Origin of the sequence: Wenzhouxiangella sediminis (genome assembly GCF_003410055.1) — a bacterium.
GTDB lineage: Bacteria > Pseudomonadota > Gammaproteobacteria > Xanthomonadales > Wenzhouxiangellaceae > Wenzhouxiangella > Wenzhouxiangella sediminis.
Genome location: NZ_QUZK01000052.1, coordinates 104,294 through 129,790 on the forward strand (window position 1 = coordinate 104,294; position 25,497 = coordinate 129,790).

At 65.9% G+C, this 25,497-nt stretch carries 29 protein-coding genes; 17 read left to right on the plus strand and 12 right to left on the minus strand.

Going from position 1 to position 25,497, the window contains the following annotated elements:
- Positions 1-21 precede the first annotated feature (21 nt).
- Genes lptB through DZC52_RS14795 form a run of 6 tightly spaced genes read right to left on the minus strand, consistent with a single transcriptional unit; the run spans position 22 to position 4,311 of the window.
- Entirely contained in the window at positions 22-741 is a 720-nt protein-coding gene (lptB, locus tag DZC52_RS14770; RefSeq protein ID WP_116651920.1) for an LPS export ABC transporter ATP-binding protein, read from the minus strand.
- A gap of 3 nt (positions 742-744) precedes the next feature.
- Entirely contained in the window at positions 745-1,284 is a 540-nt protein-coding gene (gene lptA / locus DZC52_RS14775; RefSeq protein WP_116651921.1) for a lipopolysaccharide transport periplasmic protein LptA, read from the minus strand.
- Positions 1,199-1,804 (minus strand): LPS export ABC transporter periplasmic protein LptC, encoded by a 606-nt coding sequence (lptC, locus tag DZC52_RS14780; protein WP_181918976.1) that lies wholly within the window; start codon positions 1,802-1,804, stop codon positions 1,199-1,201. The genes lptA and lptC overlap by 86 nt, the downstream gene beginning before the upstream one ends.
- Entirely contained in the window at positions 1,801-2,304 is a 504-nt protein-coding gene (locus DZC52_RS14785) for a KdsC family phosphatase (RefSeq protein WP_116651923.1), read from the minus strand. Before DZC52_RS14785 ends, lptC begins: the two co-directional genes overlap by 4 nt.
- The gene (locus DZC52_RS14790) at positions 2,301-3,278 is read right to left on the minus strand and encodes a KpsF/GutQ family sugar-phosphate isomerase (RefSeq protein ID WP_116651924.1); all 978 of its coding nucleotides are present in this window, start codon (positions 3,276-3,278) and stop codon (positions 2,301-2,303) included. The genes DZC52_RS14785 and DZC52_RS14790 overlap by 4 nt, the downstream gene beginning before the upstream one ends.
- Positions 3,279-3,330: 52 nt before the next feature.
- Positions 3,331-4,311 (minus strand): calcium/sodium antiporter, encoded by a 981-nt coding sequence (locus tag DZC52_RS14795; protein WP_245960840.1) that lies wholly within the window; start codon positions 4,309-4,311, stop codon positions 3,331-3,333.
- Between the two features lie 109 nt (positions 4,312-4,420).
- Here DZC52_RS14795 and DZC52_RS14800 point away from each other — a divergent pair, with 109 nt between their 5' ends.
- Together DZC52_RS14800 and murA are read left to right on the plus strand one after the other, a co-directional pair.
- Positions 4,421-4,669, plus strand: coding sequence for a BolA/IbaG family iron-sulfur metabolism protein (locus DZC52_RS14800; RefSeq protein WP_116651925.1), 249 nt, complete (start codon positions 4,421-4,423; stop codon positions 4,667-4,669).
- Between the two features lie 5 nt (positions 4,670-4,674).
- Entirely contained in the window at positions 4,675-5,934 is a 1,260-nt protein-coding gene (gene murA, locus DZC52_RS14805; protein WP_116651926.1) for a UDP-N-acetylglucosamine 1-carboxyvinyltransferase, read from the plus strand.
- 3 nt (positions 5,935-5,937) lie between these two features.
- Here murA and DZC52_RS14810 read toward each other — a convergent pair whose 3' ends face one another.
- Together DZC52_RS14810 and yidD are read right to left on the minus strand one after the other, a co-directional pair.
- The gene (locus DZC52_RS14810) at positions 5,938-7,269 is read right to left on the minus strand and encodes an amidohydrolase family protein (RefSeq protein WP_181918977.1); all 1,332 of its coding nucleotides are present in this window, start codon (positions 7,267-7,269) and stop codon (positions 5,938-5,940) included.
- Positions 7,266-7,499, minus strand: coding sequence for a membrane protein insertion efficiency factor YidD (yidD, locus tag DZC52_RS14815; protein WP_116651977.1), 234 nt, complete (start codon positions 7,497-7,499; stop codon positions 7,266-7,268). Before yidD ends, DZC52_RS14810 begins: the two co-directional genes overlap by 4 nt.
- A 79-nt stretch (positions 7,500-7,578) precedes the next feature.
- On the opposite strand from yidD, the gene dksA reads away from it, so the two are divergent.
- The gene (gene dksA, locus DZC52_RS14820) at positions 7,579-8,004 is read left to right on the plus strand and encodes an RNA polymerase-binding protein DksA (protein ID WP_116651928.1); all 426 of its coding nucleotides are present in this window, start codon (positions 7,579-7,581) and stop codon (positions 8,002-8,004) included.
- 143 nt (positions 8,005-8,147) lie between these two features.
- Here dksA and DZC52_RS14825 read toward each other — a convergent pair whose 3' ends face one another.
- Positions 8,148-8,567, minus strand: a complete 420-nt coding sequence (locus DZC52_RS14825; protein WP_116651929.1) for a SufE family protein — start codon at positions 8,565-8,567, stop codon at positions 8,148-8,150.
- Positions 8,564-9,937: a cysteine--tRNA ligase gene (gene cysS, locus DZC52_RS14830; protein WP_116651930.1), complete on the minus strand. Its 1,374-nt coding sequence runs from the start codon at positions 9,935-9,937 to the stop codon at positions 8,564-8,566. The genes DZC52_RS14825 and cysS overlap by 4 nt, the downstream gene beginning before the upstream one ends.
- A 71-nt stretch (positions 9,938-10,008) precedes the next feature.
- On the opposite strand from cysS, the gene pepQ reads away from it, so the two are divergent.
- A complete protein-coding gene (gene pepQ, locus DZC52_RS14835; protein WP_116651931.1) occupies positions 10,009-11,334 on the plus strand; it encodes a Xaa-Pro dipeptidase in 1,326 nt (441 codons plus the stop codon).
- 34 nt (positions 11,335-11,368) lie between these two features.
- Here pepQ and DZC52_RS14840 read toward each other — a convergent pair whose 3' ends face one another.
- The gene (locus DZC52_RS14840) at positions 11,369-11,806 is read right to left on the minus strand and encodes a nucleoside deaminase (protein WP_116651932.1); all 438 of its coding nucleotides are present in this window, start codon (positions 11,804-11,806) and stop codon (positions 11,369-11,371) included.
- 190 nt (positions 11,807-11,996) lie between these two features.
- Here DZC52_RS14840 and DZC52_RS14845 point away from each other — a divergent pair, with 190 nt between their 5' ends.
- The 10 genes from DZC52_RS14845 (at position 11,997) to DZC52_RS14890 (ending at position 21,019) form a co-directional block, all read left to right on the plus strand.
- Positions 11,997-12,875 carry a hypothetical protein gene (locus tag DZC52_RS14845; RefSeq protein WP_147307730.1) on the plus strand — a complete coding sequence of 293 codons (879 nt, stop codon included), beginning with the start codon at positions 11,997-11,999 and terminating at the stop codon, positions 12,873-12,875.
- Between the two features lie 21 nt (positions 12,876-12,896).
- Positions 12,897-13,451 (plus strand): RNA polymerase sigma factor, encoded by a 555-nt coding sequence (locus tag DZC52_RS14850; RefSeq protein ID WP_116651934.1) that lies wholly within the window; start codon positions 12,897-12,899, stop codon positions 13,449-13,451.
- Positions 13,448-13,843, plus strand: a complete 396-nt coding sequence (locus DZC52_RS14855; protein ID WP_116651935.1) for a hypothetical protein — start codon at positions 13,448-13,450, stop codon at positions 13,841-13,843. Before DZC52_RS14850 ends, DZC52_RS14855 begins: the two co-directional genes overlap by 4 nt.
- Positions 13,844-13,848: 5 nt before the next feature.
- Entirely contained in the window at positions 13,849-14,520 is a 672-nt protein-coding gene (locus tag DZC52_RS14860; RefSeq protein ID WP_116651936.1) for a class I SAM-dependent methyltransferase, read from the plus strand.
- A gap of 91 nt (positions 14,521-14,611) precedes the next feature.
- A complete protein-coding gene (locus DZC52_RS14865; protein ID WP_116651937.1) occupies positions 14,612-16,567 on the plus strand; it encodes a S9 family peptidase in 1,956 nt (651 codons plus the stop codon).
- 109 nt (positions 16,568-16,676) lie between these two features.
- Entirely contained in the window at positions 16,677-17,918 is a 1,242-nt protein-coding gene (gene proV, locus DZC52_RS14870; RefSeq protein ID WP_116651938.1) for a glycine betaine/L-proline ABC transporter ATP-binding protein ProV, read from the plus strand.
- Entirely contained in the window at positions 17,911-18,756 is an 846-nt protein-coding gene (locus DZC52_RS14875; RefSeq protein WP_116651939.1) for an ABC transporter permease, read from the plus strand. The genes proV and DZC52_RS14875 overlap by 8 nt, the downstream gene beginning before the upstream one ends.
- Positions 18,757-18,864: 108 nt before the next feature.
- Entirely contained in the window at positions 18,865-19,731 is an 867-nt protein-coding gene (locus DZC52_RS14880) for a glycine betaine ABC transporter substrate-binding protein (protein ID WP_116651940.1), read from the plus strand.
- A 113-nt stretch (positions 19,732-19,844) separates the two neighbouring features.
- The gene (locus tag DZC52_RS14885) at positions 19,845-20,750 is read left to right on the plus strand and encodes a cation diffusion facilitator family transporter (protein ID WP_116651941.1); all 906 of its coding nucleotides are present in this window, start codon (positions 19,845-19,847) and stop codon (positions 20,748-20,750) included.
- Positions 20,750-21,019 (plus strand): DksA/TraR family C4-type zinc finger protein, encoded by a 270-nt coding sequence (locus DZC52_RS14890; RefSeq protein ID WP_116651978.1) that lies wholly within the window; start codon positions 20,750-20,752, stop codon positions 21,017-21,019. Before DZC52_RS14885 ends, DZC52_RS14890 begins: the two co-directional genes overlap by 1 nt.
- Before the next feature lie 57 nt (positions 21,020-21,076).
- On the opposite strand, the gene DZC52_RS14895 is transcribed toward DZC52_RS14890, so the two are convergent.
- Entirely contained in the window at positions 21,077-22,234 is a 1,158-nt protein-coding gene (locus DZC52_RS14895) for a TRAP transporter substrate-binding protein (RefSeq protein WP_116651942.1), read from the minus strand.
- A 103-nt stretch (positions 22,235-22,337) separates the two neighbouring features.
- On the opposite strand from DZC52_RS14895, the gene DZC52_RS14900 reads away from it, so the two are divergent.
- The 3 genes from DZC52_RS14900 (at position 22,338) to DZC52_RS14910 (ending at position 25,290) form a co-directional block, all read left to right on the plus strand.
- Positions 22,338-23,339, plus strand: coding sequence for a TRAP transporter small permease (locus DZC52_RS14900; protein ID WP_116651943.1), 1,002 nt, complete (start codon positions 22,338-22,340; stop codon positions 23,337-23,339).
- Entirely contained in the window at positions 23,332-24,663 is a 1,332-nt protein-coding gene (locus DZC52_RS14905) for a TRAP transporter large permease (protein ID WP_220338403.1), read from the plus strand. Before DZC52_RS14900 ends, DZC52_RS14905 begins: the two co-directional genes overlap by 8 nt.
- Positions 24,664-24,750: 87 nt before the next feature.
- Positions 24,751-25,290, plus strand: coding sequence for a glutathione peroxidase (locus DZC52_RS14910; RefSeq protein ID WP_220338404.1), 540 nt, complete (start codon positions 24,751-24,753; stop codon positions 25,288-25,290).
- Positions 25,291-25,497: the final 207 nt, after the last annotated feature.

Below are 25,497 nucleotides of genomic sequence, written 5' to 3' on the forward strand. Positions count from 1 at the left end.
GTGGCTGCACGGTTTTGATTGTCACAGCCGGAATTCGCGTCCGAGGTAGACGTTGCGCACGTTTTCGTCGGCCATCACCGCTTCCGGGCTGCCGTGGGTCAGCAGGCGCCCTTCGCTGATGATGTAGGCGCGGTCGCAGATGCCGAGGGTCTCGCGCACGTTGTGGTCGGTGATCAGGATGCCGATGTCGCGTTCGGTCAGATGCTTGACGATGTGCTGGATCTCGCCGACGGAAATCGGGTCGACGCCGGCAAAGGGTTCGTCGAGGAGGATGTAGGAGGGGTTGGCCGCCAGCGCGCGGGCGATTTCCACGCGGCGACGCTCGCCCCCCGACAGGCTGATGCCGGACTGGCCGGCCAGGTGGCTCACCGAGAACTCCTCCATCAGCCGGTCGAGTTCCTCCCGGCGGCCGGCTCGGTCGAGGTCGCGCCGCAGTTCAAGCACGGCCATGATGTTGTCGGCCACCGACAGGCGGCGAAAGATCGAGGCCTCCTGGGGCAGGTAGCCCAGGCCGTAGCGCGAGCGCTGGTTCATGCTCGAGCGGGTGATGTCGCGATCGTCGAGCTCGATGCGGCCGCCGTCGGGCGCCACCAGTCCCACGACCATGTAGAAGCAGGTCGTCTTGCCGGCCCCGTTGGGCCCCAGGAGTCCGACGATCTCGCCGGTGTCGACGTGCAGGGACATGCCGTGGACGACGGCGCGGCCCTTGTAGCGCTTGGCGAGCTGTTCGGCGACGAGCACGGCTCAGTCCGTCTCCGGCTCGCCGGGTCCCGCGTCGCTGTCTTCCGGCTCGTCGACGACTTCCGGCTCGATGGAAAGCCGCACGCCGCCTTCGCCGCGCACGCGTTCGGTGTCGAGGTTGTAGACCAGCCGTTCGCCCGAATACGTGCCTCTCGGCTCCTCGATGTGCGCTTCGCCGACCAGGGTGATCGTGCGCTCGAGCAAGCTGTAGATGACCTGGTTGGAGTGGCCGGTGGTTTCACCGCCTTCCTCCGTCACGGTGCGCCAGCGCACCGGGCTTCCGAACAGCTCGATGCGTTCGTAGCCGGTCTCGCCGCGATAGGCGAAGGCCTCGTCGGCATTGACTTCCATCTCGCCGCGCGTGATGCGAACGTCTCCCTGCAGGTGTGTGGCGTTCTCCCCGGCGTCGTAGGATGCGTTTTCCGCCTCGACGCCGATGGGGCCGTTCTGCTGGGCTTCAGCTGCTGTCGCCAGCCCCGCCAGCATCAGCATCAGGACCAGCGCTGCCGGCCACGGCCGGGTCGAGTTCACCTTGTACGCCATCGGTCAGTTCCAGAAGGTTTTTGTCGAGTTCGATTCTCAGACCGCCGGATTGCAGTCTTGACTCCGCCTGCGTGATCGCCACCGGCGTGTCGGAAGTGATTGTACGCGCGCGCCGGTCGTAGCGCAGGCGCTCGGTCTGCACGCGAATCTCGCCGCGTTCGGCCCGGTGGACGAGGGTCACGTTGCCCTCCAGGACCAGCATTTCGTCGTCGCGCAGCACCCGGCCAGTGTCCGAGGAACCGCGCCAGTCGGCATCCTCGGGCTCGATGTGGAACTCGGGCGCCTGCAGCCGGGCGACGCGCTCGGCCCACACGTGCTCCAGCCGCGGACCGGAGAGCGTGAGCTCGACGCGATCCTCGGCGTCCCGGAAGCGCGCCGAGTAGTCGCTCAGGGTGTAGTCGAACTGGGTGTCGGGCATGGAGATCGGCGGGGTGGCACTGCGGTCGGTCGGCATCAGCCAGCGGATGCCCAGCGCCACCACCAGCGCGAGGCAGGCGATCAGCACGACCCGCCAGGTCACTCGAAGCGACCCTGCCAGGCGTCCAGAAGGCCCTGGTCGGCCAGGATGCGCTCGCAGACCTCGCGCACCGCACCGTGCCCGCCCGGGTGGTGGGTGACGAAATCGGCCCGCAGCCGAATCCACGCGCTGGCGTCGGCCGGGGCGCACTTGAATCCGCAGCGGCGCATGGCCGGCCAGTCGACCAGGTCGTCGCCGGTGTAGGCGCACTGTTCGGCGGAGATCGACAGCCGCGCGATGAGCACTTCCAGCGCGGCCGCCTTGTCCTCACGGCCCTGGAGGACGTGTTCGATGCCCAGCTCGGCGGCGCGCCGTTCGACGATGGTCGAGCGCCGGGCCGTGATGATGGCCACGCCGATGCCGTTGGACTGCAGCGCCTTCAGGCCCAGGCCGTCGCGGGTGTGAAAGGTCTTGATTTCGCGGCCGTCGTCGCTGTAGGCGATGCGCCCGTCGGTCATTACTCCGTCGACATCGAAGATGGCCAGTCGGACGACGCCGCTCATACCACGCCCGCCTGCAGCAGGTCCTGGAAGTTGAGCGCGCCGACCAGCCGACCGTCGGCGTCGGTGACCAGCACGCCCTGGATGCGGTGGCTCTGCATCAGGTCCACGGCCGCGGCCGCGAGTTCGTCGTCCCGGATGGTGCGTGGATCTGCCGACATGATGTTGCCCACGGGGTTGCTGCGAATATCGCCAAGGTCGTTGACGTGGCGTCGCAGGTCGCCGTCGGTGACGATGCCGACCAGTTCGTTCGCCTCGTCGAGCACCGCGCACATGCCCAGGCGGCTTCGCGTCATCTGCATGATGGCCTCGGCGATGCTGTCGCCGGAGTGGATCGTCGGCAATTCGTCCCCGGTGTGCATGAGGTCGCTGATGCGAAGCAGCAGGCGGCGGCCCAGGCTGCCGGCCGGATGCGAACGTGCAAAGTCTTCGGCGGTGAAGCCCCGGGCGTCGAGCAGGGCGATCGCCAGGGCGTCGCCCAGCGCCAGTTGCGCGGAAGTGGATGCCGTCGGCGCCAGGCCGAGCGGGCAGGCCTCGCGGTCGACGCTGGTGTCGAGGTGCACGTCGGCATGCCGTGCCAGCGTCGACGAGGGGTTGCCCGTCATCGCGATCAGGCCCACGCCCAGGCGCTTGAGGCCGGGCAGGAGACGGATGACTTCTTCGGTTTCGCCGGAATTGGACAGCGCCAGCACGGTGTTGTGCTCGGCGATCATGCCGAGGTCGCCGTGGCTGGCTTCGGCCGGGTGCACGAAAAACGCCGGGGTGCCGGTGGAGGCCAGGGTGGCGGCCAGTTTGTTGGCAATGTGCCCGGACTTGCCCATGCCGGTGACCACGACATGGCCCGGACCATCCAGGATCATCCGGCAAGCGCTCACGAAGTCGTCGCCGAGTCGCCCGGCAAGTGAACGGATTGCGCGGGCCTCGGTTTCCAGGACTTCGCCGGCGGCGGCCAGCAGTCGGCGGGCGTCGATAGTCATGGCCGTGATTCTAATCCAAGGGCGCGTGGAGTTTCGCGCGGGACCCTCGCCGTCAGCGTGACAGTACCGCTTCCCAGATCACCAGGGTCTGGTAGCCCAGGTAGGAGGCGAAGAGCACGATGGCAGCCGGTCGCGTGATCAGACCCTGGCCCTCGCGGCGCCAGGAAAGAAACAGCAGGAGAATGGAAATGGCGAACATGACCAGCATGTCGCGGTTGAGCAGCACCGGCTCGATGACCATCGGGTGGATGACAGCCGCGATCCCGAGCACGCCGAGCAGGTTGAACATGTTCGAGCCCAGGATGTTGCCGATCGCCAGGTCGTCCTCGCGCTTGTAGGCGGAGGCCGCGGCGGCGGCCAGCTCGGGCAGGCTGGTGCCCAGGGCGACCACGGTCAGGCCCACGACGGCCTCGGATACGCCCATGATGAGGGCCAGTGTCACCGCTCCCTTGACAAGCACCTGGGCGCTCAGTGGCAGCAGAATCAGACCGACCAGGGTCCACATCACTGCGGTGCGCATCGGCATGCCGCTGGGCACCTCCTCGGCCAGCGCGGCACTCATCGGATCCTTGCCGCCGCTCTTGATGCCGAGAACGACCATGGCGCCGATCAGCGCCAGCAGGCCGATCAGCAGGATCAGGCCGTCGGGGCGGGAAAACTGCAGGTCCCACATCAAGACCAGGGTGAGCAGCATGATCAGTGCCAGGATCGGCACTTCGCGCTTGAGCGTGGCTGATTCGACCCGCAGCGGGTAGATGATCGCCGTCAGGCCCAGGATCAGGCCGATGTTGGCGATATTCGAGCCCAGCGCGTTGCCGATCGCCAGCGACGGGTTGCCCTGCAGCGATGCCATGGCCGAGACGATCATCTCCGGCGCCGAGGTGCCGAAGCCGACGATGGTCAGGCCGACGACAAGGGTCGAAACGCCGAAATTGCGGGCCAGTGCAGAAGCGCCGGCGACCAGCCGGTCGGCGGCCCAGATCAGCAGCACGAAGCCGGCAAGCATTTGCAGCAGGGCAATGGTGATCGTCATTCGGGTACCTGGAAAGCTCGGGCGGGCGGGTCGGGCGATTGCGTTAAAATAGTCAGCCGCCCGATGCTAATCAATCGGCCAACGGCTTTTACTTCCCCTCGAGCTGAACATGGATGTCACTGCAATCGAAGCGCGTATTCTACAGGCTATGCCCGGCGCGCAGGTCAAGGTCGAATCGGACGACAACGTGCATTATGTCGCCCGGATCGTGAGCGACGCGTTCGCGGGTCAGTCCCGCATCAAGCGTCATCGCCAGATTCACGCTGCGCTCGGAGAAGCGCTGGGGCGTGAGATCCACGCCATGAGCTTCGACCTCAAGACGCCCGGGGAAGCCGGGCAATCGACCACGGAAGGCTGACGCGAATGGCCAGAATCCAGATTGTCGGCGGTCGGCCCCTGGAAGGTTCGGTCGAGATTTCCGGCGCCAAGAACGCGGTGCTGCCGATCCTGATGGCGGCCTTGCTGACCGAGGAGCCGTGCCGGCTCGAGGGTGTGCCGCACCTCAAGGATGTCACCACGACCATGGAATTGCTGGGCCAGATGGGTGTGTCGATCGCGCTGGGCGACCGGCTGAGCGTGGAGCTCGATCCTTCGGCCATGGACAGCGACGTGGCGCCCTATGACCTGGTCAAGACCATGCGCGCTTCCATCCTGGTGCTCGGCCCCCTGGTGGCGCGGCGCGGTGCGGCGCAGGTCTCGCTGCCCGGTGGCTGCGCCATCGGCGCGCGCCCGGTGGATCTCCACCTCAAGGGCCTGGAGGCGCTGGGCGCGGAAATCTCCGTCGAGGCCGGCTACATCCAGGCTCGGGCGGACCGTCTCAAGGGCGCGCGGATCGTCCTGGACACCGCCACGGTCACCGGCACCGAAAATCTGATGATGGCCGCCACCCTGGCGCAGGGAACGACGATCATCGAGAACGCCGCCCAGGAACCCGAAGTGGTCGACCTGGCAGAGTGCCTCAACTCGATGGGAGCCGGCATTACCGGCCACGGCACCAATACCATCGTCATCGAAGGGGTCGAGCGTCTTTCCGGCTATGACTACGCCGTCGTCCCCGATCGCATCGAGGCGGGCACCTTCCTGACGGCCGCGGCCATGACAGGCGGCCGGGTGCGGGCGCTCAACGCCGCGCCGCACACGCTCGACGCCGTGCTGGCCAAGCTCGAGGAAGCCGGCGGGCACATCACCACCGGGGAAGACTGGATCGAGCTCGACATGGGAGGCCGGCGGCCGCGTGCGGTCAACGTGACGACCGCGCCTTATCCAGGCTTTCCCACCGACATGCAGGCGCAGTTCACCGCGCTCAACGCGATTGCCGAGGGCACGGGTATCGTGCGCGAGACGGTTTTCGAGAACCGGTTCATGCATGTGCTGGAACTGCAGCGGCTCGGCGCGGATATCCGGCTGGAAGGCAATTCGGTCGTGATCAAGGGCGTGGAGCGGCTGACCGCTGCGCCCCTGATGGCTACCGACCTGCGCGCTTCGGCGTGCCTCGTGCTCGCCGGTCTCGTGGCAAAGGGCGAGACGGTGATCGATCGCGTCTATCACATCGATCGCGGCTACGAGAACATCGAGGAGAAATTCCGGCAGCTCGGTGCCGATATCCGGCGATTGGTCGGCTGACCGTCAGTCGGGTGCCGAGTCCAGCCCCATTCCCGGCACCTGGCCGGTCAGAAGGCCCTCGCGCCAGGCCAGTTTTCCGCTGACCCAGGTGGCGGCAACGGTCGCCGGCAGTTTGCGGCCGGCGAACGGTGTCCAGCCGCAGTGCGATAGAAGCCTTTGCTCGTCGACCACGCAGCGGCGTCCCGAGTCCAGCATCGCAAGATCCGCCCAATAGCCTTCGCGCGCGAAGCCGCGGTCGACCAGGCCGAAGCGCCGAGCCGGGTTGTGAGCGACCTTTTCGACCAGCTTATCCGGGCTGAGCATGCGGGCGGCCACCATGGACCAGGCGACGGGAAGCGCGAACTGCACCACGGGCATGCCGGCGGCGGCCGCGTTGTAGCGCGGGCCCTTCTCACGCAGCAGATGCGGCGCATGGCCCGAGGCAATGATGTCGATGCGATCGTCGGACAGGGCGCGCCTGAGGGCCTGGCGGTCCGACGCGGTCTTGATGGACGGTTCGGCCTTGATCAGGTTGCCGAGGCTGTCGTAGTCGGCATCCATGAAATAGAGATTTGGCAACAGCACACTGGCCGTGCTTGTCTTCTGGTCGAGGCGCCCGGCCTCGAGCGCCTCGGCTTCCTCGATCGTGCTGATGCCGTCTAAGTGGAGTCGCTGTCGGCCGGCGAGTCGCGACACCAGGTCCAGGGCTGCCCGGCTTGCTTCGCGGGAATGAATTTCCGGGTGCACCGACGCCTTGAGCTCCCCGTCGTGCCGGGACAGTGCGCGTGCACGGTTGGCCTCCACGACGGCGCTGTTCTCGCCGTGCAGCACGGTGGGCAGGGCGGTTGCGGACAGGTACTGCGCAAGCCGTTCGGGGTCTTCGATGGCGTCGTCGCGGCCGCTGCCCCCCACGCAAATGTATACGCCGCAGGTTTCCGCCGCTCCGGTCGCGCGAATTTCTGCGAGGTTGCCGGCCGCTGCGCCCAGGAAAAAGCCGTAGTTGGCCGAAGAGCGCCCCTGCGCGCGGCTGAACTTGTCGGCCAGGGCTCGCCGGGTGGTCGTGGCGGGCAGCGTGTCGGGCAGGTCCAGGAAACTGGTGATGCCGCCGGCCACCGCGGCGCGGGATTCGGTCGCGATGCTGCCCTTGCGCGTCAGGCCGGGCTCGCGGAAATGCACGTGGGTGTCGATCATTCCGGGCAGCAAATAGCGCCCGTTGGCGTCCACGACCATTTCGCGCGGTCGTGCGCTCAGTCCGCCATCAATCCGGTCGATCCGCCCCCTCTCAATCCGGACATCCGTCTCGATTGTTTCCCCATCACTGACCAGCCGGGCGTTGGTGATCAGCCAGCGGCTCATTTCACCTCGTCGTCTCGGTAGCCGGGTACCGGGTCCTTTCCCCCGGGGCAAAACGGATGACAGCGCAACAGGCGCTTGATCGCCATCCAGCTCCCTCGCCATGGCCCGTAGAGTTCGATCGCCTGCATGGCGTAGACCGAACAGGTGGGCTCGAAACGGCATTGACCGCCGATCCAGGGAGACAGCACGTAGCGGTAGGCCCGGATCAGGGCGAGTAGCAAGGTCTGCATTGGGGGTTGCCCGGAATTCGGTCCTAGGATATATAATCGGCGGTTTTGCAACAACCTGGCTTGAAGAGGCCAAGAGCTGATGCCCAGCAAGATTGTCGATTTACCGAAAGGCTACAAGCCTTCCGAAGACGAAGAATACATGTGCCAGGAGCACCTGGAGTACTTTCGCCGCAAGCTGCTGCAGTGGCGCGAGGACCTGATCCAGGAGTCCCAGGAGACGATCAACAACCTTCGCGGCGAAGTGCGCGACGTCGGAGACGAGGCCGAGCGAGCCAGCCGTGAGACGGAAAACAGCCTGGAACTGCGCACCCGCGACCGCTACCGCAAGCTGCTCAACAAGATCGACCAGGCGCTGGCCCGCGTTGACGATGGCGAGTACGGCTACTGCGAGGAAACCGGTGAGGAAATCGGCCTGGCCCGCCTCGAGGCCCGCCCGATCGCCACGCTGTGCCTGGACGCCCAGGAGCGGTGGGAACTCAAGCAGAAGCAGATGCGGGATCGCTGAGCCCCCGGGCGCCAGCCCCGCCAGCGCGTCTACGTGAAGAGGCCCCGCTGTGTCGGGGCTTTTTCGTTCGCGCGTTGTTTGGTTCTTTGGTTTTTTCGTGTTTTGGTTTTTTGGTACGGCGCGGCGGCGTCAGCCGCCGCCCGTCACGCCGCCTGCAGCGCCAGCTGCGCCTGCCGCCGGATCTCGGCGAGCATGGCGTTGAGCCCGTTGGCCCGGGTCGGCGAGAGGTGGTCGCTCAGGCCGATCTCGACGACGAAGTGGGGCTCGGAGTCGAGGATTTCCCTTGCGCTGCGTCCCGAGTAGACCTTGAGCAGCAGGGCGATCAGGCCCGAGACGATCGCCGCGTCCGAGTTGGCGCGGAAAACCATGCGTTCTGCATCACCCTCGGTGATCAGCCAGACCTGCGACTGGCAGCCGGCCAGCAGGTGGTCCTCGACCATGTCGGCCTCGTCGAGTTCGGGCAGTTTTCTGCCCAGGTCGATCAGATACTGGTAGCGGTCCATCCAGTCATCGAACAGGGCGAACTCTTCGACGATTTCGCGTTGTGCCGCCTCGATGCTCATGAGGTCACCTTCCAGCGCGTGCCCTCCGCTCCGTCCTCGAGTTCGATGCCGCGCGCGGCCAGTTCGTCGCGGATGCGGTCGGCGGTGGCGAAGTCGCGGTCCTTGCGCGCGGCGTTGCGTTGCGCGATCAGGTCCTCGATCTCGGCTTCGTCGATTTCGTTGCCGCCGGGGCGCTGCTTGAACCAGTCTTCGGGGTCGGCCTGCAGGAGGCCCAGGAGGCCGGCGGTGGCTCGCAGGCGTGCCGCCAGTTCGGCCTGCTCGCTCGGCTCGGCCGATGAGAGGCGGCGGGCCAGGGTGTTGAGCCCGGCCAGCGCGGTGGGCGTGTTGAGATCGTCCTCCAGGGCGGCTACGACTTCCGGTTCGGGTTCGGCCTCGGTATCCGCAGGCGGGTAGTCGCGCAGCAGGCCGTAGAGCCGGTCGAGGGTGTTGCGAGCCTGCTCCAGCGCGCCTTCGGACCAGTCCAGCGGCTGGCGGTAGTGGGCCGACAGCAGCAGGTAGCGCATCACTTCGCCGGGCCATTCCTCGAGCAGTTCGTGGACGATCAGCGTGTTGCCCAGGGACTTGGACATCTTGCGCTTCTCGACGGTCACGAAGCCGTTGTGCATCCAGTAGCGCGCGAAGCGCTCGGTGCCGTGGGCGCAGCGGCTCTGGGCGATCTCGTTTTCATGGTGCGGGAAGATCAGGTCCTGGCCGCCGCCGTGGATGTCGATGACTTCGCCCAGGTGGGCCGCGCTCATCGCCGAGCACTCGATGTGCCAGCCCGGACGGCCGCGGCCCCAGGGGCTGTCCCAGCCCGGCTGGGTTTCGTCGGAAGGTTTCCACAGCACAAAGTCGCCGGGGTGGCGCTTGTAGGGCGCGACTTCCACGCGTGCGCCGGCGACCATCTCGCGCATGTCGCGGCGCGAGAGTTCGCCGTAGTCGTCGGCGGCCTCGATGCTGAACAGCACGTGGCCCTCGGCTTCGTAGGCGCAGCCCTTGTCGATCAGGCGCTCGATCATGGCGACGATGGCGTCGATGTGATCGGTCGCGCGCGGTTCGATGGTGGGCTGGCCGACGCCGAGCGCGGCCATGTCCTCGTGGTAGATGTCGGCGAACTTCTTCGTGATCGTGTCGATCGGCACGCCCTGTTCGGTCGCGGCCTTGTTGATCTTGTCGTCGACGTCGGTGATGTTGCGCGCGTAGACGACCTTCGGGAATTGCCGCGAAAGCACGCGGTAGAGCAGGTCGAAGATCACCGCCGGTCGCGCGTTGCCGATATGCGCGTAGTTGTAGACCGTCGGCCCGCAGGCGTACATCGTCACTCGTTCGGGATCGAGCGGTACGAAATCCTCTTTCTGCCGGGTCAACGTGTTGTAGATCTGGATGGCCATCGTCAAAAGAATTGGCGCTTGCGCGCTAGAATGACAAGCGTTGAATTCTAACTGATCGAGGCCCTGGCCCCATGCCCAACCCTCAGGCACTGCTCTACGCCCGCCACATCGAACACCGGCGCGAGGAAATCGACGAGATCCTGACCGAGCTCGGTTATGACGGGCTGCTGATTCATTCCGGTCGGCCGGAAAACCGCCTTTTCGACGACAGCCATCCACCTTTTCGCGCGCATGGTCCGTTTGTGGCGATGGTGCCGATGCCCTTTGCGGCCGACAGCCTGCTGGAACTGCGCCCGGGCGAGAAACCGCGGCTGTGGCATTGCCAGCCCGACGATTTCTGGCATATGCCGCCCGAGCCGCCGGGCGACTGGCTGACCGACACCCTGGATGTCGAGATCGTGCGCTCGCCGGATGGCTGGCACGAGCAGTTCCGGCAGCAGCGGGCGCTGGCGGTCATCGGCGACGAGCGGGCGGTCGGCGGCCTGCTGGACGGCGCCGATCTCAACCCGCCCGAACTGATGTGGCGTCTCGACGAGATGCGCACCCGCAAGACGGCCTGGGAGCGCGACTGCATCGAGCGCGCCAACCACCTTGCCGTCTCCGGACACCTGGCGGCGGCCGAGGCGTTTCGGGCCGGCAAGAGCGAACTCGAAATCCACCTGGCCTACCTGGCGGCGATGGGCGAGGACCAGGACACCCTGCCCTACAACAGCATCGTCGCGCTCAACGACCACGGCGCGGTGCTCCACTACCAGTTCCGCTCGCCGGAGCGGCCGAATCCGGTGCGCAGCTTCCTGCTCGACGCCGGCGCCGACTGGCGCGGCTACGCGGCCGACATCACGCGCACCTGGACGCTCGATGAGCACCGCGAGTTCGGCGACCTGATCGAGGCGATGGACGCCGCGCAGCGGCGCCTGGTCGACCGGGTCCGGGCCGGCGAGCGCTTCGTCGACCTGCACCGCGAGGCGCACCGGGCGGTGGCCGCCGTGCTCGAGCAGGCCGGCATCGTACGCATGGCGCCCGAAGAGCAGGTCGAAACCGGCGTGACCACGCACTTCCTGCCGCACGGCCTCGGGCACTACATCGGCGCCCAGGTCCACGACGTGGCCGGGCTCAAGGACGAGCGCGGCATGGATGTGCCGCCGCCGGAGCGCTACCCGGCGCTGCGCCTGACCCGCACGCTCGAGCCGGGCAACGTGGTGACCGTCGAGCCGGGCCTGTACTTCATTCCAAGTTTCCTCGAGAAACTGCGCGCGAGCGACCACGCTTCGAAAGTGGACTGGCAGGCGGTCGAACGCCTGACGCCCTTCGGCGGTATCCGTATCGAGGACAACGTGCTGGTCAGCGAAGGCGAGCCGGTGAACTTCACCCGCCAGGCTTTTGTGGAGGCCGGTTAGTTCTCAGCGGCTTTTTTTGGGGGGCTGAGGGCTCTCAGGATCCAATGTCTTCGTTCCAGAGTTCCGGCGAGTCGTTGATGAACTGCCGCATCAGCGCCGCGCATTCGTCGCTGTCGATCACTTGGACTTCGACGCCGCGGGCGCGCAGGTGGTCTTCGTCGCCCATGAAAGTTCGGTTCTCGCCGACGACCACCTTCGGAATGCCGTAGAGCAGGATCGCCCCGGAGCACATGGGGCAGGGCGACAGGGTAGTGTAGAGCGTGCTCTCGCGGTAGACCTTCGCCGGCTGTCGGCCTGCATTCTCCAGCGCGTCCATCTCACCGTGCAGGACCACGCTGCCCGACTGCACGCGGCGGTTGTGTCCCCTTCCGACGATCCTTCCGGCGTGCACCAGCACCGAGCCGATCGGAATGCCGCCCTCGGCCAGTCCCTGCCGGGCTTCTTCAATGGCCGCTTCCATGAACTCGTCCATGACCTATGCCTCATGTGTTTTTCCCTGCCGGCCAGCATACTCGTCTCGGACTGTTCCCCGAACCGGGCTGCCCGATCAGGCCACCGCTTGTAACCGATTTGCGCCCGCGGCGCTAAGAAGGGTTAAGGAACCTCCGTGCAGGCTTGTTCAGAGGTTCCTAAACCATCAACACGAAATGCGAGGCAACACCATGATTCGATCCATTCTCCTGACCCTGCTGCTGCTGCCGCTGGCGGTCAGTGCCGCCGACAAGTCCCTGGGTGAAGACAGCCGCTGGTTCGTCCAGGTCAACCTGGCCGCCATTCGCGGCGCCTCCGACGACGGCGCCCTCTACGGCTGGCTGCAGCGCGAAGTCATCGAAGATCTCGAGGAAGAGTTCGGTGAGGGCAGCGTCGACGATTTCGACGCCATCACCGTGTTCGGCACCAGCGACAACGGCGATGGGCTGGGCATCGTGCTCGACGGCCGGATGGATGCGGACATGCGCGAGCGCGTGATCCGGCGCTCGGCCGCTACGCCGCTCGAAGACGTGGGCGACGGCAATGCCTACGTGCTCGGCGGCAACGAGGAACTGGCCGAAGAGTTCGACATCGAGTTCGACGGCGATCCGCTGTTCATGGCGTTCGGTGAGCGTTCGGGCGCATTCGTCACGACCAGTCGTGCCTTGCTCGAAGCCTTCCTCGACGGCGCGCGCTTCGAGCGGATCGCCGCCTCCGAACTGCTGATCATCCGCGCCGATCCGATGCTTTCCGGGGCCGTCGACACCGAGGCCATCGGCGAGGGCTACGGCAACTGGAACTCGAAGGTGATGCGCAACATCCGCCGCGCCGGATTCGCGCTGACCGACGCCGGCGGCGGCTACGACGTCAACGTTGAACTCATCGCCGTCGACGAAGCGCAGGCCCAGGCCCTGCAGAACATCGTGCAGGGCGTGATCGGGCTTCAGGCCCTGGCCGACGAAGAGCCGGAGCTGTCCTTCGTCTCCTCGCTGCAGACGCAGCGTGACGGCGAGCGCGTCAGCCTGTCGGTTCAGGTCAGCTCCGAAGAGCTGATGGACCTGCTCGACTGATTCCGGTTCCCGGATTTTCCCATGATCCCGGAAGTCGAACGCGACCTCATCAGGCGAGCCCGCTCGGGCTCGCTTGACGCGTTCGACGCGCTGATGCGCGCCCACCAGGATCGCCTCTACCGATTCGTGCTGGTGCGCGGCGCCAGCAGCGCGGACGCACAGGACATCGTCCAGGACACTTTCCTGGCTGCCTGGCGCTACCTCGACGGTTATCGCGAACGCTGGCGCTTTTCCACCTGGCTCTACACGATTGCACGCCGCCAGGCATCCGGGCGCCGCATGGATCACGCCGAACTGCCCGAGTCCCTGGTGGACCCGGGTGACGGGCCCGACCAGGCCGCGTCGGCCGGTCAGCGTCGCGAGAACATCTGGCCGGTGGCGCGCAAGCTGCTACCATCGGACTGGTTCGGCGTGCTCTGGCTTTACTACGCGGAGGATCGCAAGACCGGGGAGATCGCCCGCATCCTGGGCCGCTCCGCGGCCTGGGTGAAGGTCACCCTGCACCGTTCCCGCAAGCGCCTGGCAGAGCTTATCGATGCCGCGGACTGGCTGCCCGAGGAGGTCGTTTCGAAATGAACAGACAAGACCTTGAACACCGCCTGCATGCCGACGCCGAGCGTCTCGGTGCGTCCTGCCCGCCGCATCTCAGGCACCGCGTCGCCGAGCGCATCCGCCACGGCGAAGGCCGTCCTTCGCATCGCCGCATCGGAATCCCGGCCCTGGCCGGCGCCTTTGCGGCAACGGCCTTTGCATTCGTTTCGGTCTGGATGCTGTGGCAGCCTTCGGCCGTCGAGCGGCACGATGCGCGGACGGTGGACTTGAATGCGACGCCGGTCGTCGCCAAGTCGGATCGAATGCTGGCGTCCCGCGAAGCCGCCCTCGAGAACGAATGGCAGCTGTTCGAGCGGGACCTGCGCATCCTGCGTGACCACGTCACGGCCACTTTCGACAAGAACCCGAACAGCTGACCTTCATGTCCAACCAGTCCATCGGCCTGAGCGAAGAACTGCAGAACTACATCCTCGATCACTCGCTGCGGGAAGATCCCCTGCTGGCGCGATTGCGCGAAGAAACCGCCGAGCTGCCGCAGCGCAACATGCAGATCGCCCCGGAGCAGGGCCAGTTCATGGCGCTGCTGGCGCGGCTGATCGGCGCGAAGCGCTACATCGAGGTCGGCACCTTCACCGGCTACAGCGCGCTGGCCGTCACCATGGCCATGCCCGAAGACGGCAAGACGATCGCCTGCGACGTCAGCCGCGAGTGGACCGACATTGCCCGGCGCTACTGGCAGGAGGCCGGCGTGGACGAGCGCATCATGCTCGAACTGCGCCCGGCGCTGAAGACGCTCGACGAGTTGATCGTCTCGGGTCTCGAGGACACCTTCGACCTGGCCTTCATCGACGCCGACAAGACCGGCTACATCGACTACTTCGAGCGCTGCCACGACCTGCTGCGCCCCGGCGGGCTGGTCATGATCGACAACACGCTGTGGGACGGCAAGGTCGTCGATTCGAGCGACCGCGACGAGGACACCGAAGCCATTCGCGCCTTCAACGAGTACCTGCGCGATCGCGAGGAGATCGAAATCTCGATGGTGCCGATCGGTGACGGCCTGACCCTGGTGCGCAAGGCCGAGGGCCTGTAGCCGCTCGCGACGGCCGCTCACGTCGGCCTCTCACGTGGGCAATCCGGCCAGTCGATATACTGGCCGGATCATCAACTTGACGAGAGGTCCCATGCGACGCCTTTTCCTCACATCCATCCTGTTCCTGGCGGCGGCCAGCGCCGCCGCGGTGGCGGAGGTCGACCGCCGCACCGCCAATTCCGGTAACGTCGTCCTCGAGGGCGTGCCCGAAATCCCCGCCTCGATCAGCGAAGCGCTTACGCAATACCAGAACACGCGTTCGGCCGGGCTCATCGACTGGAGCCGCGACGGCGAGAGCATCTACATCACCACCCGTTTCGCCGAGGTCAGCCAGATCCACCGCGTCGACCAGCCCGGCGGCGCACGCCACCAGCTGACCTGGTACGACGAACCCGTCGGCGGCGCCGACCGCCGGCCGGGCAGCGACACGATGGCCTTCCTGATGGACAGCGGCGGCAGCGAGTTCGACCAGATCTACCTGTTCGATCCGGCCGACGGCAGCCGCGAGATGATCAGCGACGGCGAGTCTCGCAACGGGGCCCTGGAGTGGTCGGGTGACGGCCGTTACCTGGCCTTCCAGTCGACCCGCCGCAACGGCCGATCGAACGATATCTGGATGTTCGATTTCGACAACGGCCGCGAGGCCGAACTCGTGCTCGAAGCGCCGGACGGCAGCTGGTGGGGGCCGGTCGAGTTTTCCGCCGATAACGAGAAGCTGCTGATCGTGCAGTACGTCAGCGTCAACGACTCGCGCATTCATGTCCTGGATCTCGACTCGGGTGAGCTGACGCGCATCGCCGGCAGCGCCGAGGATCCCGCTCGCAACCTGCCCTTCGGTTTCGACGCCGAAGGCGAGGGCGTCTATTTCAGCACCGACGCCGAGGGCGAGTTCGCCCAGCTGGCCTGGCGCCCGCTCGATCCCGAGGGCGAGGCACGCGTGATCACCGGCGACATCCCCTGGTCGGTGCAGGGCCTGGAGCTCAACCACGCCGGTGATGCAGGCGTCTTCGTCACCAACGAGGGCGGCATCAGTCGCATGTACCGTTTCGATCCCGCCGACGAATCCTACGAGCGCATCGACAGCATCCCCGAGGGGCTGGTCTACGGCGCGTCGTTCAGCGAGGACGACGAGTCGCTGGCGGTGGTGGTCAACAACCCGCGCTCGCCCAGCGACGTCCACGTGATGGACTTCGACAGCGGTGAACTGACCCGCTGGACCTACAGCGAAGTCGGCGGCCTCGACACCGAGCAGTTCGTCATGCCCGAACTGGTTCACTACCCCACATTCGACCAGGTCGACGGCGAGCCCAGGAAGATCCCCGCTTTCGTCTACCGGCCCGAGGGCGAAGGTCCGCATCCGGTCATCATCCAGATTCACGGCGGCCCCGAGAGCCAGACCCGGCCCGGTTTCTCCAGCACATACCAGCTGTGGATCGACCACCTCGGCGCGGCCGTCATCCGGCCCAACGTGCGCGGCTCGTCCGGCTACGGCAAGAGCTACCTCAAGCTCGACAACGGCTTCAAGCGCGAGGACTCGGTCAAGGACATCGGTGCCTTGCTCGACTGGATTGCAACCCAGCCCGACCTCGACGGCGACCGCGTGGCCGTCTACGGCGGCAGCTACGGCGGCTACATGGTGCTTGCCAGCGCCGTGCACTACAGCGATCGCCTCAAGGCCGCCGTCGACATCGTCGGCATCAGCAATTTCGTGACCTTCCTGGAAAACACGGAGGACTATCGCCGCGACCTCCGTCGCGTCGAGTACGGCGACGAGCGCGACCCCGAGATGCGCGCCCACCTCGAAGCCATCAGCCCGCTCAACAACGTCGAGAAGATCGACGTGCCGATGTTCGTCGTGCAGGGCGAGAACGATCCGCGCGTGCCGGTCACCGAAGCCGAGCAGATCGTCGCCGCCCTGCGCGAACAGGGCAGCCCGGTCTGGTACATGAATGCCCTCAACGAAGGCCACGGCTACCGCCGCAAGGAAAACCGCGACCTCTACAGCGAGGCCGTGGTGCTGTTCTTCGAGCGCTTTCTGCTCGACTGATCTCCTCTCTTGGGCGGGCGCCGTGCCACCGCGGCGCCCGCCAGTTTCATTTGAAACTATCTCTTTTGGCCCTTAGGGTAGGGCACTCGTCATCGAGTCAAGGTCGCACATGAACGACGCCCCCATGATCGAGGTCTCGGGGCTGTACAAGATATTCGGGTCCAATCCCGATGCCGCCATGCCGCTGATCGAGGAGGGTCGCGGCAAGGACGAGATCTTCGACAAGACCGGCCAGACGGTCGGCGTGCACGACGCGGAACTGTCCATTCGCGAAGGCGAGATCTTCGTGGTCATGGGCCTGTCCGGCTCGGGCAAGTCCACCATGGTGCGGCTGCTCAATCGCCTGATCGAACCGACCAGCGGCAGCATCCGCATCAACGGCCGCGACGTGACTTCGATGAGCCACAAGGAGCTCATCGAACTGCGCCGCCGCGATCTCGCCATGGTGTTCCAGTCCTTCGCCCTGATGCCGCACCGCACGGTGCTCGACAACGCCGCGTTCGGGCTGGAGGTGGCCGGCGAAGACCGCGACAAGCGCCGCGAGCGCGCTATGGAGGCGCTCGAGCAGGTCGGCCTGGATGCCAACGCCAACAGCTACCCCGACGAACTGTCAGGCGGCATGCAGCAGCGCGTCGGCCTGGCCCGGGCGCTGGCGACCGACCCGTCGATCATGCTCATGGACGAGGCCTTCTCGGCCCTCGATCCGCTGATCCGCACCGAAATGCAGGACGAGTTGCTCGAACTGCAGCGCCGGCAGGCGCGCACCGTGGTGTTCATCTCGCACGACCTCGACGAGGCCATGCGCATTGGCGATCGCATCGCGATCATGCAGGACGGTCGCATCGTGCAGGTCGGCACGCCCGAGGAAATCGTCACGCAGCCGGCCAACGACTACGTGCGGTCCTTCTTCTATGGCGTGGACATTTCCCAGGTGTTCACGGCCGCCGACATCATGGACAAGCAGCATCTGACGGTCGTCGAGCGGCCCGGCATGGGCGTGCGCGCCGCCCTGGAGAGCCTGCGGCGCCACGACCGGGACTTCGCCGTGGTCGTCGGCTCGGACGGCCACTACGAAGGCATCGTTTCGGCGGATGCCCTGGCGCGGGTCCTCAACGAGTCCGACGAGCCGGGCTTCCGCGACGCCTTCGAATCGGTTGAACCCGTCCCCACCGACGGCCTGCTCGACGAGCTGATCGGCCGCTGCGCCGATACCGCGGCACCGATTCCAGTCGTCGACGGCGACGGCCGCTATCGGGGCGCGGTCTCGCGCAGCCGCCTGCTGCGCACGCTCGATCGCACCAGCGACGCTTCCTCCGAGGCCACCGAAAACGCTGGAGGTTCCCATGAGTGAATGGCTGGAGAACTTCCGCATCCCGATCGGCGACTGGGTCGAGTCCGTGGTGGCCTGGATCCAGGACAATCTCACCGGGCTGCTCGACGGCATCGCAGCGGTGATCGGGTTCCTGACCGATTCCTTCGAGGGCGCGCTCATGGCGCTGCCCGCCTGGCTGCTCGGCCTGGCCATCATCGCCCTGGGCTGGTGGCGCGTGGGCTGGAAGTTCGGCCTGTTCGCCGTCGCGGCCCTGGGCGTGATCCTGGGCATGGACCTGTGGGAGCAGACTGTCGAGACGCTCTCGCTGGTGCTGGCCGCCAGCACCGTCGCGCTGGCCGTAGGCCTGCCGATCGGCATTGCCATGGCCAGGAGCGACCTGGTCGAGTCGCTCATCCGGCCGGTGCTCGACTTCATGCAGACCATGCCGCCCTTCGTCTACCTGATTCCCGCGGCCATCTTCTTCGGCCTGGGTACGGTGCCCGGGGCCATCGCCACGGTGGTCTTCGCCATGCCGCCGGCGGTGCGCCTGACCAATCTGGGCATTCGCCAGGTCAACAAGGAGCAGATCGAGGCGGGGCTTGCATTCGGCTGCACCCGTCGCCAGCTCTTGACCAAGGTACAGCTTCCGCTGGCCATGCCATCGATCATGGCCGGCGTGAACCAGACCATCATGCTGGCGCTGTCGATGGTGGTGATCGCCTCCATGATCGGCGCCGGCGGTCTGGGCAACACGGTCCTGACGGGGATTCAGCGACTCAACGTCGGACTCGGGTTCGAAGGCGGCCTGGGCGTGGTCATCCTGGCCATCCTGCTCGACCGCATCACCCAGAGCTTCGCGCCGGGCCGGCGCGGCTGATTTTCTCCGGGACTGCTCGAAAGAGGCCTTCGCGAAGGCCTCGCCGTGTACCGCCTGACAACCGGGCACGGTGATTTCTCGCACCACGAAGAAGGAGGAGAAAGCACCATGCGAAACCACTTCACCAGAGTACTGACCACGCTGGCCCTGGCCCTGGCGCTCGCCGCGCCGGTGCAGGCGCAGGATGTCCGCATCGGCTGGACGGCCTGGTCGGATGCCGAATTCGTCACCAAGCTGGCCGCGCGTGTCATGGAAGAGCGCATGGATCAGGAAGTCGAACTGGTCCAGACCGACATCGCGCCCCAATACCAGGGCCTGGCCTCCGGCGACATCGACGCCATGATGATGTCCTGGCTGCCCGGCACGCATTCCGACTACATGGAAAACGTGGGTTCGGATGTCGTCGATCTGGGCATTCTCTACGGCTACGCCCGCCTGGGCTGGGTCGTGCCCGACTACATTCCCGAGAGCGAGTTGTCCTCGATCGAGGACCTCAAGAAGGACAGCGTTCGCGAGCAGCTCGACGGCACGATCACCGGCATCGATCCCGGCGCCGGCCTGACGCGCCTGTCCAAGAAGGCGATCGAGGAATACGGTCTCGACGGCTATGACCTGCAGATTTCCAGCGGCGCCGGCATGACCGCCGCACTGGAACGCGCCGTCAACCGAGAGGAATGGATCGTGGCAACCGGCTGGAGCCCGCACTGGAAGTTCGGCGCCTATGACCTGCGCTATCTCGAAGATCCGCAGGGCGTGCTGGGCAGCTATGAGCGCGTCCACGCGCTGGCCCGCGAGGGCTTCTACCAGGAGAACCCGGAAGCCGCGCTGTTCCTGGCACGGATGCACCTCGACATCGAGGAACTCCAGGCCGCCATGTTCCAGGCCCAGGAAACCTCCTACGAGGAAGCCGTCACGCAGTTCATCGAGGACAACCCGGAACTGATCGACTACTGGGTCACCGGCAAGATGGACTGATCGCCCCAAGCGATTGACCATCGCACTGAAAGAGCCCCGCTCCGGCGGGGCTTTTTCGTCGCAAAAGCACTCGGAATGTTATTACGCCGCCGTTTTGCGCTAAATTGCCGGCCATGAGTTCGCACGACCACCAACACCACCATCATGCGCCGTCGAGCCGCAGCGCCCTCATCGGCGCGTTGAGCCTGACCCTGGCGTTTGCCGGCGTCGAGTTCGTCGCCGGGCTGTGGGCCGGCTCGCTGGCGCTGGTCGCCGATGCCGGCCATATGCTCACCGATTCCTCGGCCCTGGGGCTGGCCGCATTCGCCGCCTGGATGGCGGGGCGTCCGCCCAGCAAGCGGCGCACCTGGGGCTACGGCCGCACCGAAGTCCTGGCCGCCCTGGTCAATGGCGCGATCATGCTGGCGCTCGTCGGCTCGATCGCCTGGCACGCCCTGGAACGCTTCCAGCAGCCGCGCGAAATCAGCGGCGCGACGGTGCTGGGGGTTGCCCTGATCGGCTTGGTCGTCAACCTGCTCGTCTTCTGGGTGCTCAGCCGCGGTGAGCGCAACCTCAACGTGCGTGGCGCGCTGCTGCATGTTCTCGGCGACCTGCTGGGCTCGGTGGCTGCGCTGGCTTCCGGCTTGGTCATCATGACCACCGGCTGGACGCCGATCGACCCGATTCTCTCGCTGCTCATCTGCGTGCTGATCCTGGTCGCCGCGGTGCGCCTGCTCATGGACAGCGCGCACGTCGTCATGGAGGGCGTGCCGCAAAACTTGGACATCGATCGAGTGCGATCGAGCATGGTCGCCGTCCCCGGCGTCCAGGGTATTCATGACCTGCACGTCTGGCAGGTCTCGAGCGATCGGGTCGCGTTGTCGGCCCATGTCGTCGTGGCCGACCTGGGCGAGTGGCCCGCCACCCTGGCGGCGCTCAACCATGCGCTGCTCGAGGCGCACGACATCGACCACCCCACGCTGCAACCCGAGTTGCCGGAACCCGGCAGCTGCCAACATCAGCCCGAGGCTTGCCGCTGATGGCCGGCGGCTGGGCAAGGGACGATGCCGTGCAAGACCAGATCGACAGCACGGTCGAGGACGGGCTCGAGCGCGTGCGCAGCCGGATTCCCAGGGGCGAGAGCCGGCGGGATTGCGAAGAGTGCGGGGAGCCCATTCCGGAGGCAAGGCGCAAGGCGCTGCCGGGCGTGAAGCTTTGCGTGGCCTGTCAGGAAGAACTGGACGAGGCCGAAAAGAAATCCTTCAGCGGTTACAACCGGCGCGGCAGCAAGGACAGCCAGTTGCGTTGAGCGGGGCAGCGCGATCCCGACCCGCGTGGCGGGCCGGGATCATTGTTGCCCGTTCGGTCAGCTTTCGCCCTGAGCTTCGTCTTCCATCACGGTGTCATCACCGGTAGCGGTGTCGGCCTCTGTTGAGCCGTCTTCCATCCCGGCTTCGGCCTGTTCGATGCGATCGAGGAGCGTGTTGAGGATTTCCTCTCCGGTCTCGCCGGACTGCTCGATGTAGGTATCGCGAACGCCCATGCTCGCCTCGCGGAAGGCCTGGCGCTCTTCTTCGGTCAGCTCGACGAACTCGGTGCCGCCCTCGTCCAGGATGGTCTGGAGACGTTCCTCGTTGTAGCGGATCTGCTCTTCGTCGATCCAGTCGACCAGCTCGTCGCGCACTTGGAGCACCAGCTCGCGGCGCTCTTCCGGCAGGCCCTCGAACCACTGCCGGCTGGCGGCCAGGGTGGAAATGAACTGCGCGTGGCGACCGGAGGTCAGCACGTCCTGCTCCTCGTAGAAGCTCATCTCCTCGATGGCGAAGATCGGGTTGACCTGCCCGTCGATCTGGCCCAGCTGCAGGCCGCTGTAGACCTCGGAGTAGGGCATCGGCGTCGGGTTGGCGCCGTAGGCCCGATACGACTCGACCAGGATGGGCGAGGTCATGGTGCGGATCTTGAAGTTCTCGAAGTCCTCGAGGGTGCGCAGGGGCTTGTCGGCGCTCCAGACCATCCAGCCCTCGGGGATGATGTCGAGCAGCTGCAGGTCCTGGCTGTTGTAGAGCGGCTGGAACAGCGAGTAGACCGCTTCGTCGGAAAGGACTTCCCGATTGACCTGGTTGTGCTCGGACAGCACGAAGTGCAGGGTGAATACCCCGACTTCCGGGATCAGGTCGGCGAGGTGCCCGGGTGAGGCGAAGGTCAGTTCGATGCCGCCGCTCTGCGCCATTTCGGTCAGCTGGGAGGAGGTGCCCAGCGCGCCGTAGGGGTAGACCTCGACATTGACCGTGCCGTCGGTCCGTTCCTCGATGCGGCGCTTGAATTCCTGGGCATAGGCGTCCTGCACGCTGCCCTCGACTTCCTCGAGCGCGAAACGCCAGGTGACCGTCTCGGCAGTTTCGGGTTCGGCCGGTTCCGTGCCGGCGGATTGTTCCGTCGGGGCCTGTCCGGACTCGCTGCAGGCGGCCAGCAGAAGGGCGGCCAGCAGGGTCAGGCCGGCATTGCGAATGCTTGCTCGATTCATGATTTGCTCCCGGAAATGAGACCGTCATTCAACATAACACGGTGTCGAGCCGCGGCAGGGCGCAAGGCCGGTTTCCGGGGATGCGTGCGGCGCCCCGTGTAGAATGAAAAGACATTCACGCAGCTACGAGGGAAGTGATCGTGAACACGGGCAGCGCGAAGGCATCGCGACCGCGCGCAGCGATGCAGGGGTCTGTCGCATGAGCGAGGCGCAGTCCAGGGCGCCCAGCCCGTGGCGGCGCGCGGTACGCCGGCCCTTCAGCTGGTTCGACGAGGGGCTGGACTGGTTCGAGCAGTTCGTGCTGGTCACCGGCATCGCCGCCATGGCGATCGTCAGCGTGATCAACGTCATCTCGCGCAACACGATCGGCTCGAGTCTGCAGTTCGCCACCGACGTCACCCAGCTGCTGCTGGTGATCGTGACCTTCATGGGCATCGGCATCGGTGCCCGCAATGCGCGGCATATCCGCGTCTCCGCCATCCACGACCTGCTGCCGGAACCGGCGCAGAAGGTGCTTCTCGTCATCGTCGGCTTCGGAACTTCGGCGCTGCTTTTCCTGCTGGCCGACTACGGCTGGGACTACGCGCAATCGGTGCAGCGAAGCTGCCGGGTGTTGCCGGAATCCATCGGCTCGACGCCGCTGTGGCTGGGTGTCGCGCTGACCCTCGTCGCCATGGTGCTCTCGGGGCACCTCATCCGGATTGTGGCGGCCGTCGGTCAACGGTTGGTCGGCGACATGACGCCAGCCAGGCGCAACCTCGCCATCCTGGCTGCGCTGGCGGTGGCATTCGTCGTGGGTGCATTCTTGTTCGGCCTGTTCATCGACCTGGTCGAGAATCGCAGCGGTCGTTGCCGCGTGACTTCCTCGACAGGATTCCCCGTCTACCTGATCTACATGGTCGTGCCGCTCGGTTTCTTCCTCGGCGCGGTGCAGTTCTTCCTGGCCGGACTGCGCAACCTGGTCAGCCGCGACAACTACCTGTCCTGGTACCACCGCGACGAGTACGAAAGCGAGGAGCAGGCCGCCGAGCAGACTTCTTTCGGCAACGTACCGGAGGAATCCGGATCATCCGGGGCATCCGGGCGGGGAGGTGACCATGGCTGAGTTCTTCGACCTGCTGGGGCTCGCCGCGCTGTCCGATGCCCAGGTGGCCCTGGTCGCGGCCGGTGTCATGGTCGTGTTGCTGCTGATGGGATTCCCGATGATGGTGCCCCTGATGGTCGGCGCGATGGTGCTGCTGTTTTCCAAATTCTCGATGCTCGAGCCCAGGATGCTCGTGCAGCAGATGATCGGCGGCGTCGAGCAGAGCGTGCTCGTGGCCGTGCCGATGTTCATCCTGGCCGCGGACATCATGATCAAGGGGCACACGGCCGATCGCCTGCTCGACCTGGTGAGCAAGTTCGTCGGCCATGTTCGCGGTGGCTTGCCGGTGACCACGGCCGTGTCCTGCACCCTGTTCGGCGCCGTGTCGGGCTCCACCCAGGCGACCGTGGTCGCGATGGGCAAGCCGCTGCGCCCGAAGCTGCTCGAGGCCGGCTACACCGATCGCTTCTCCATGGCGCTGATCATCAACGCCAGCGACATCGCGCTGCTGATTCCGCCTTCGATCGGAATGATCATCTACGGGGTGGCTTCCGGTACATCGGTGGGCGAATTGTTCATCGCCGGCATCGGGCCCGGCCTGATGATCCTGGTCCTCTTTGCCGTCTACTGCTACATCATTTCGGTGTGGAAGAAGATCCCGCCGCGCGAGGCTTCGAGCTGGGGCGAGCGATGGCTCGCCCTGCGCCGCGCTTCGCTGGCCTTCGGCTTTCCGGTCATCATCATCGGCGGGATCTACTCCGGCTATTTCAGTCCCACGGAGGCGGCCTCCATGTCGGTAGCCTACGCGCTGCTGCTCGAGATGGTGATCTACCGCGAGGTCAAGCTCTCCGACCTGCCGGGCGTGGCGCTGTCGACGGGCATGATCACGGCCGTTGTGTTCATCCTGGTCGCTGCCGGGATGGGTTTTTCCTGGATCGTGTCCTTCGCGCAGATTCCCGACCTGCTGCTCGGCGACGTGGTGGCCAATGCCGCCGACAATCCGCTGATGGTGCTCGGGCTGGTGGCCGTGGCCTACTTCGTCGGCTGCATGTTCGTCGATCCCATCGTGGTCATCCTGATTCTCACGCCGATCTTCGCGCCGGCGATCCAGTCGGCCGGTCTCGATCCGGTTCACGTCGGCACCATCGTCGTCCTGCAGGCGGCGATCGGCTCGGCCACGCCGCCGTTCGGCTGCGACATCTTCACCGCCGTGGCCATCTTCCGGCGACCTTACCTGGACGTCATCGCCGGCACGCCGCCGTTCGTGTTCATCCTGCTGCTGTCGACCGTGCTGCTGATCCTGTTTCCGCAGATCGCCTTGTTCCTGCCGCAGTTGATGGATTGAGCCTGGCCGTTCGCCTGTGGTTCCTTTCACCTTGAGCTTACGCGCAAGAGCGTTCAATGAGGCTCTTTAAGCGTTCGGAGCAATGACATGACAATTCGTGCACTGATGGCAGCAAGCCTCATCGGCATGGCCGGCACCGCCGGCGCCGAATGCGGCAACCTGCTGGACTACTCGCACCGCGGCCTGGCCACCTCGAAGGAAACCAACCTGTGCGAAGCCCATGGCGGACAGGTGATCCTGGTCGTCAACACGGCCAGCCAGTGCGGCTACACGCCGCAGTTTGAAGGGCTCGAAGCGCTCTACCAGAAATATCGCGGCGAGGGCTTCGTCGTGCTGGGCTTTCCCTCCGACGACTTCAGGCAGGAGCTCGACGACGAGGAGGCCACCGCCGATGTGTGCTACGTCAACTACGGCGTGAGCTTTCCGATGTTCGCGACCAGTTCGGTCAAGGGCGAGAGCGCCAATGCGCTGTTCCGCGCCCTCAATGCCGCAACGGACGAGCCGGGCTGGAACTTCACCAAGTACCTGGTCGATCGCAACGGCGAAGTCGTGGAGCGCTTTACTTCCTCCGTCGAGCCCATGAACAGCCGCCTGGAAAGTCGCGTCGCCGAACTGGTCGGGCGCTAGTGGGCCATGCGGCTAATTAGGTAACACTCAGAGCCACTGTGCTGTGTGCGAATCAAGGCGCGTTTCGCAGGGAATGGTTGTTCCCTTTCCAAGAAACGCAACGCCGAGTCGCGCCAGCACAGTGGCTCCCGAAGGGCCGCCGCACAAGCGCTGTGGGCTGCGTTCCGCTCGCTTGAATTGGCGATGGCCAGTCCTGCGCTCGCGCGC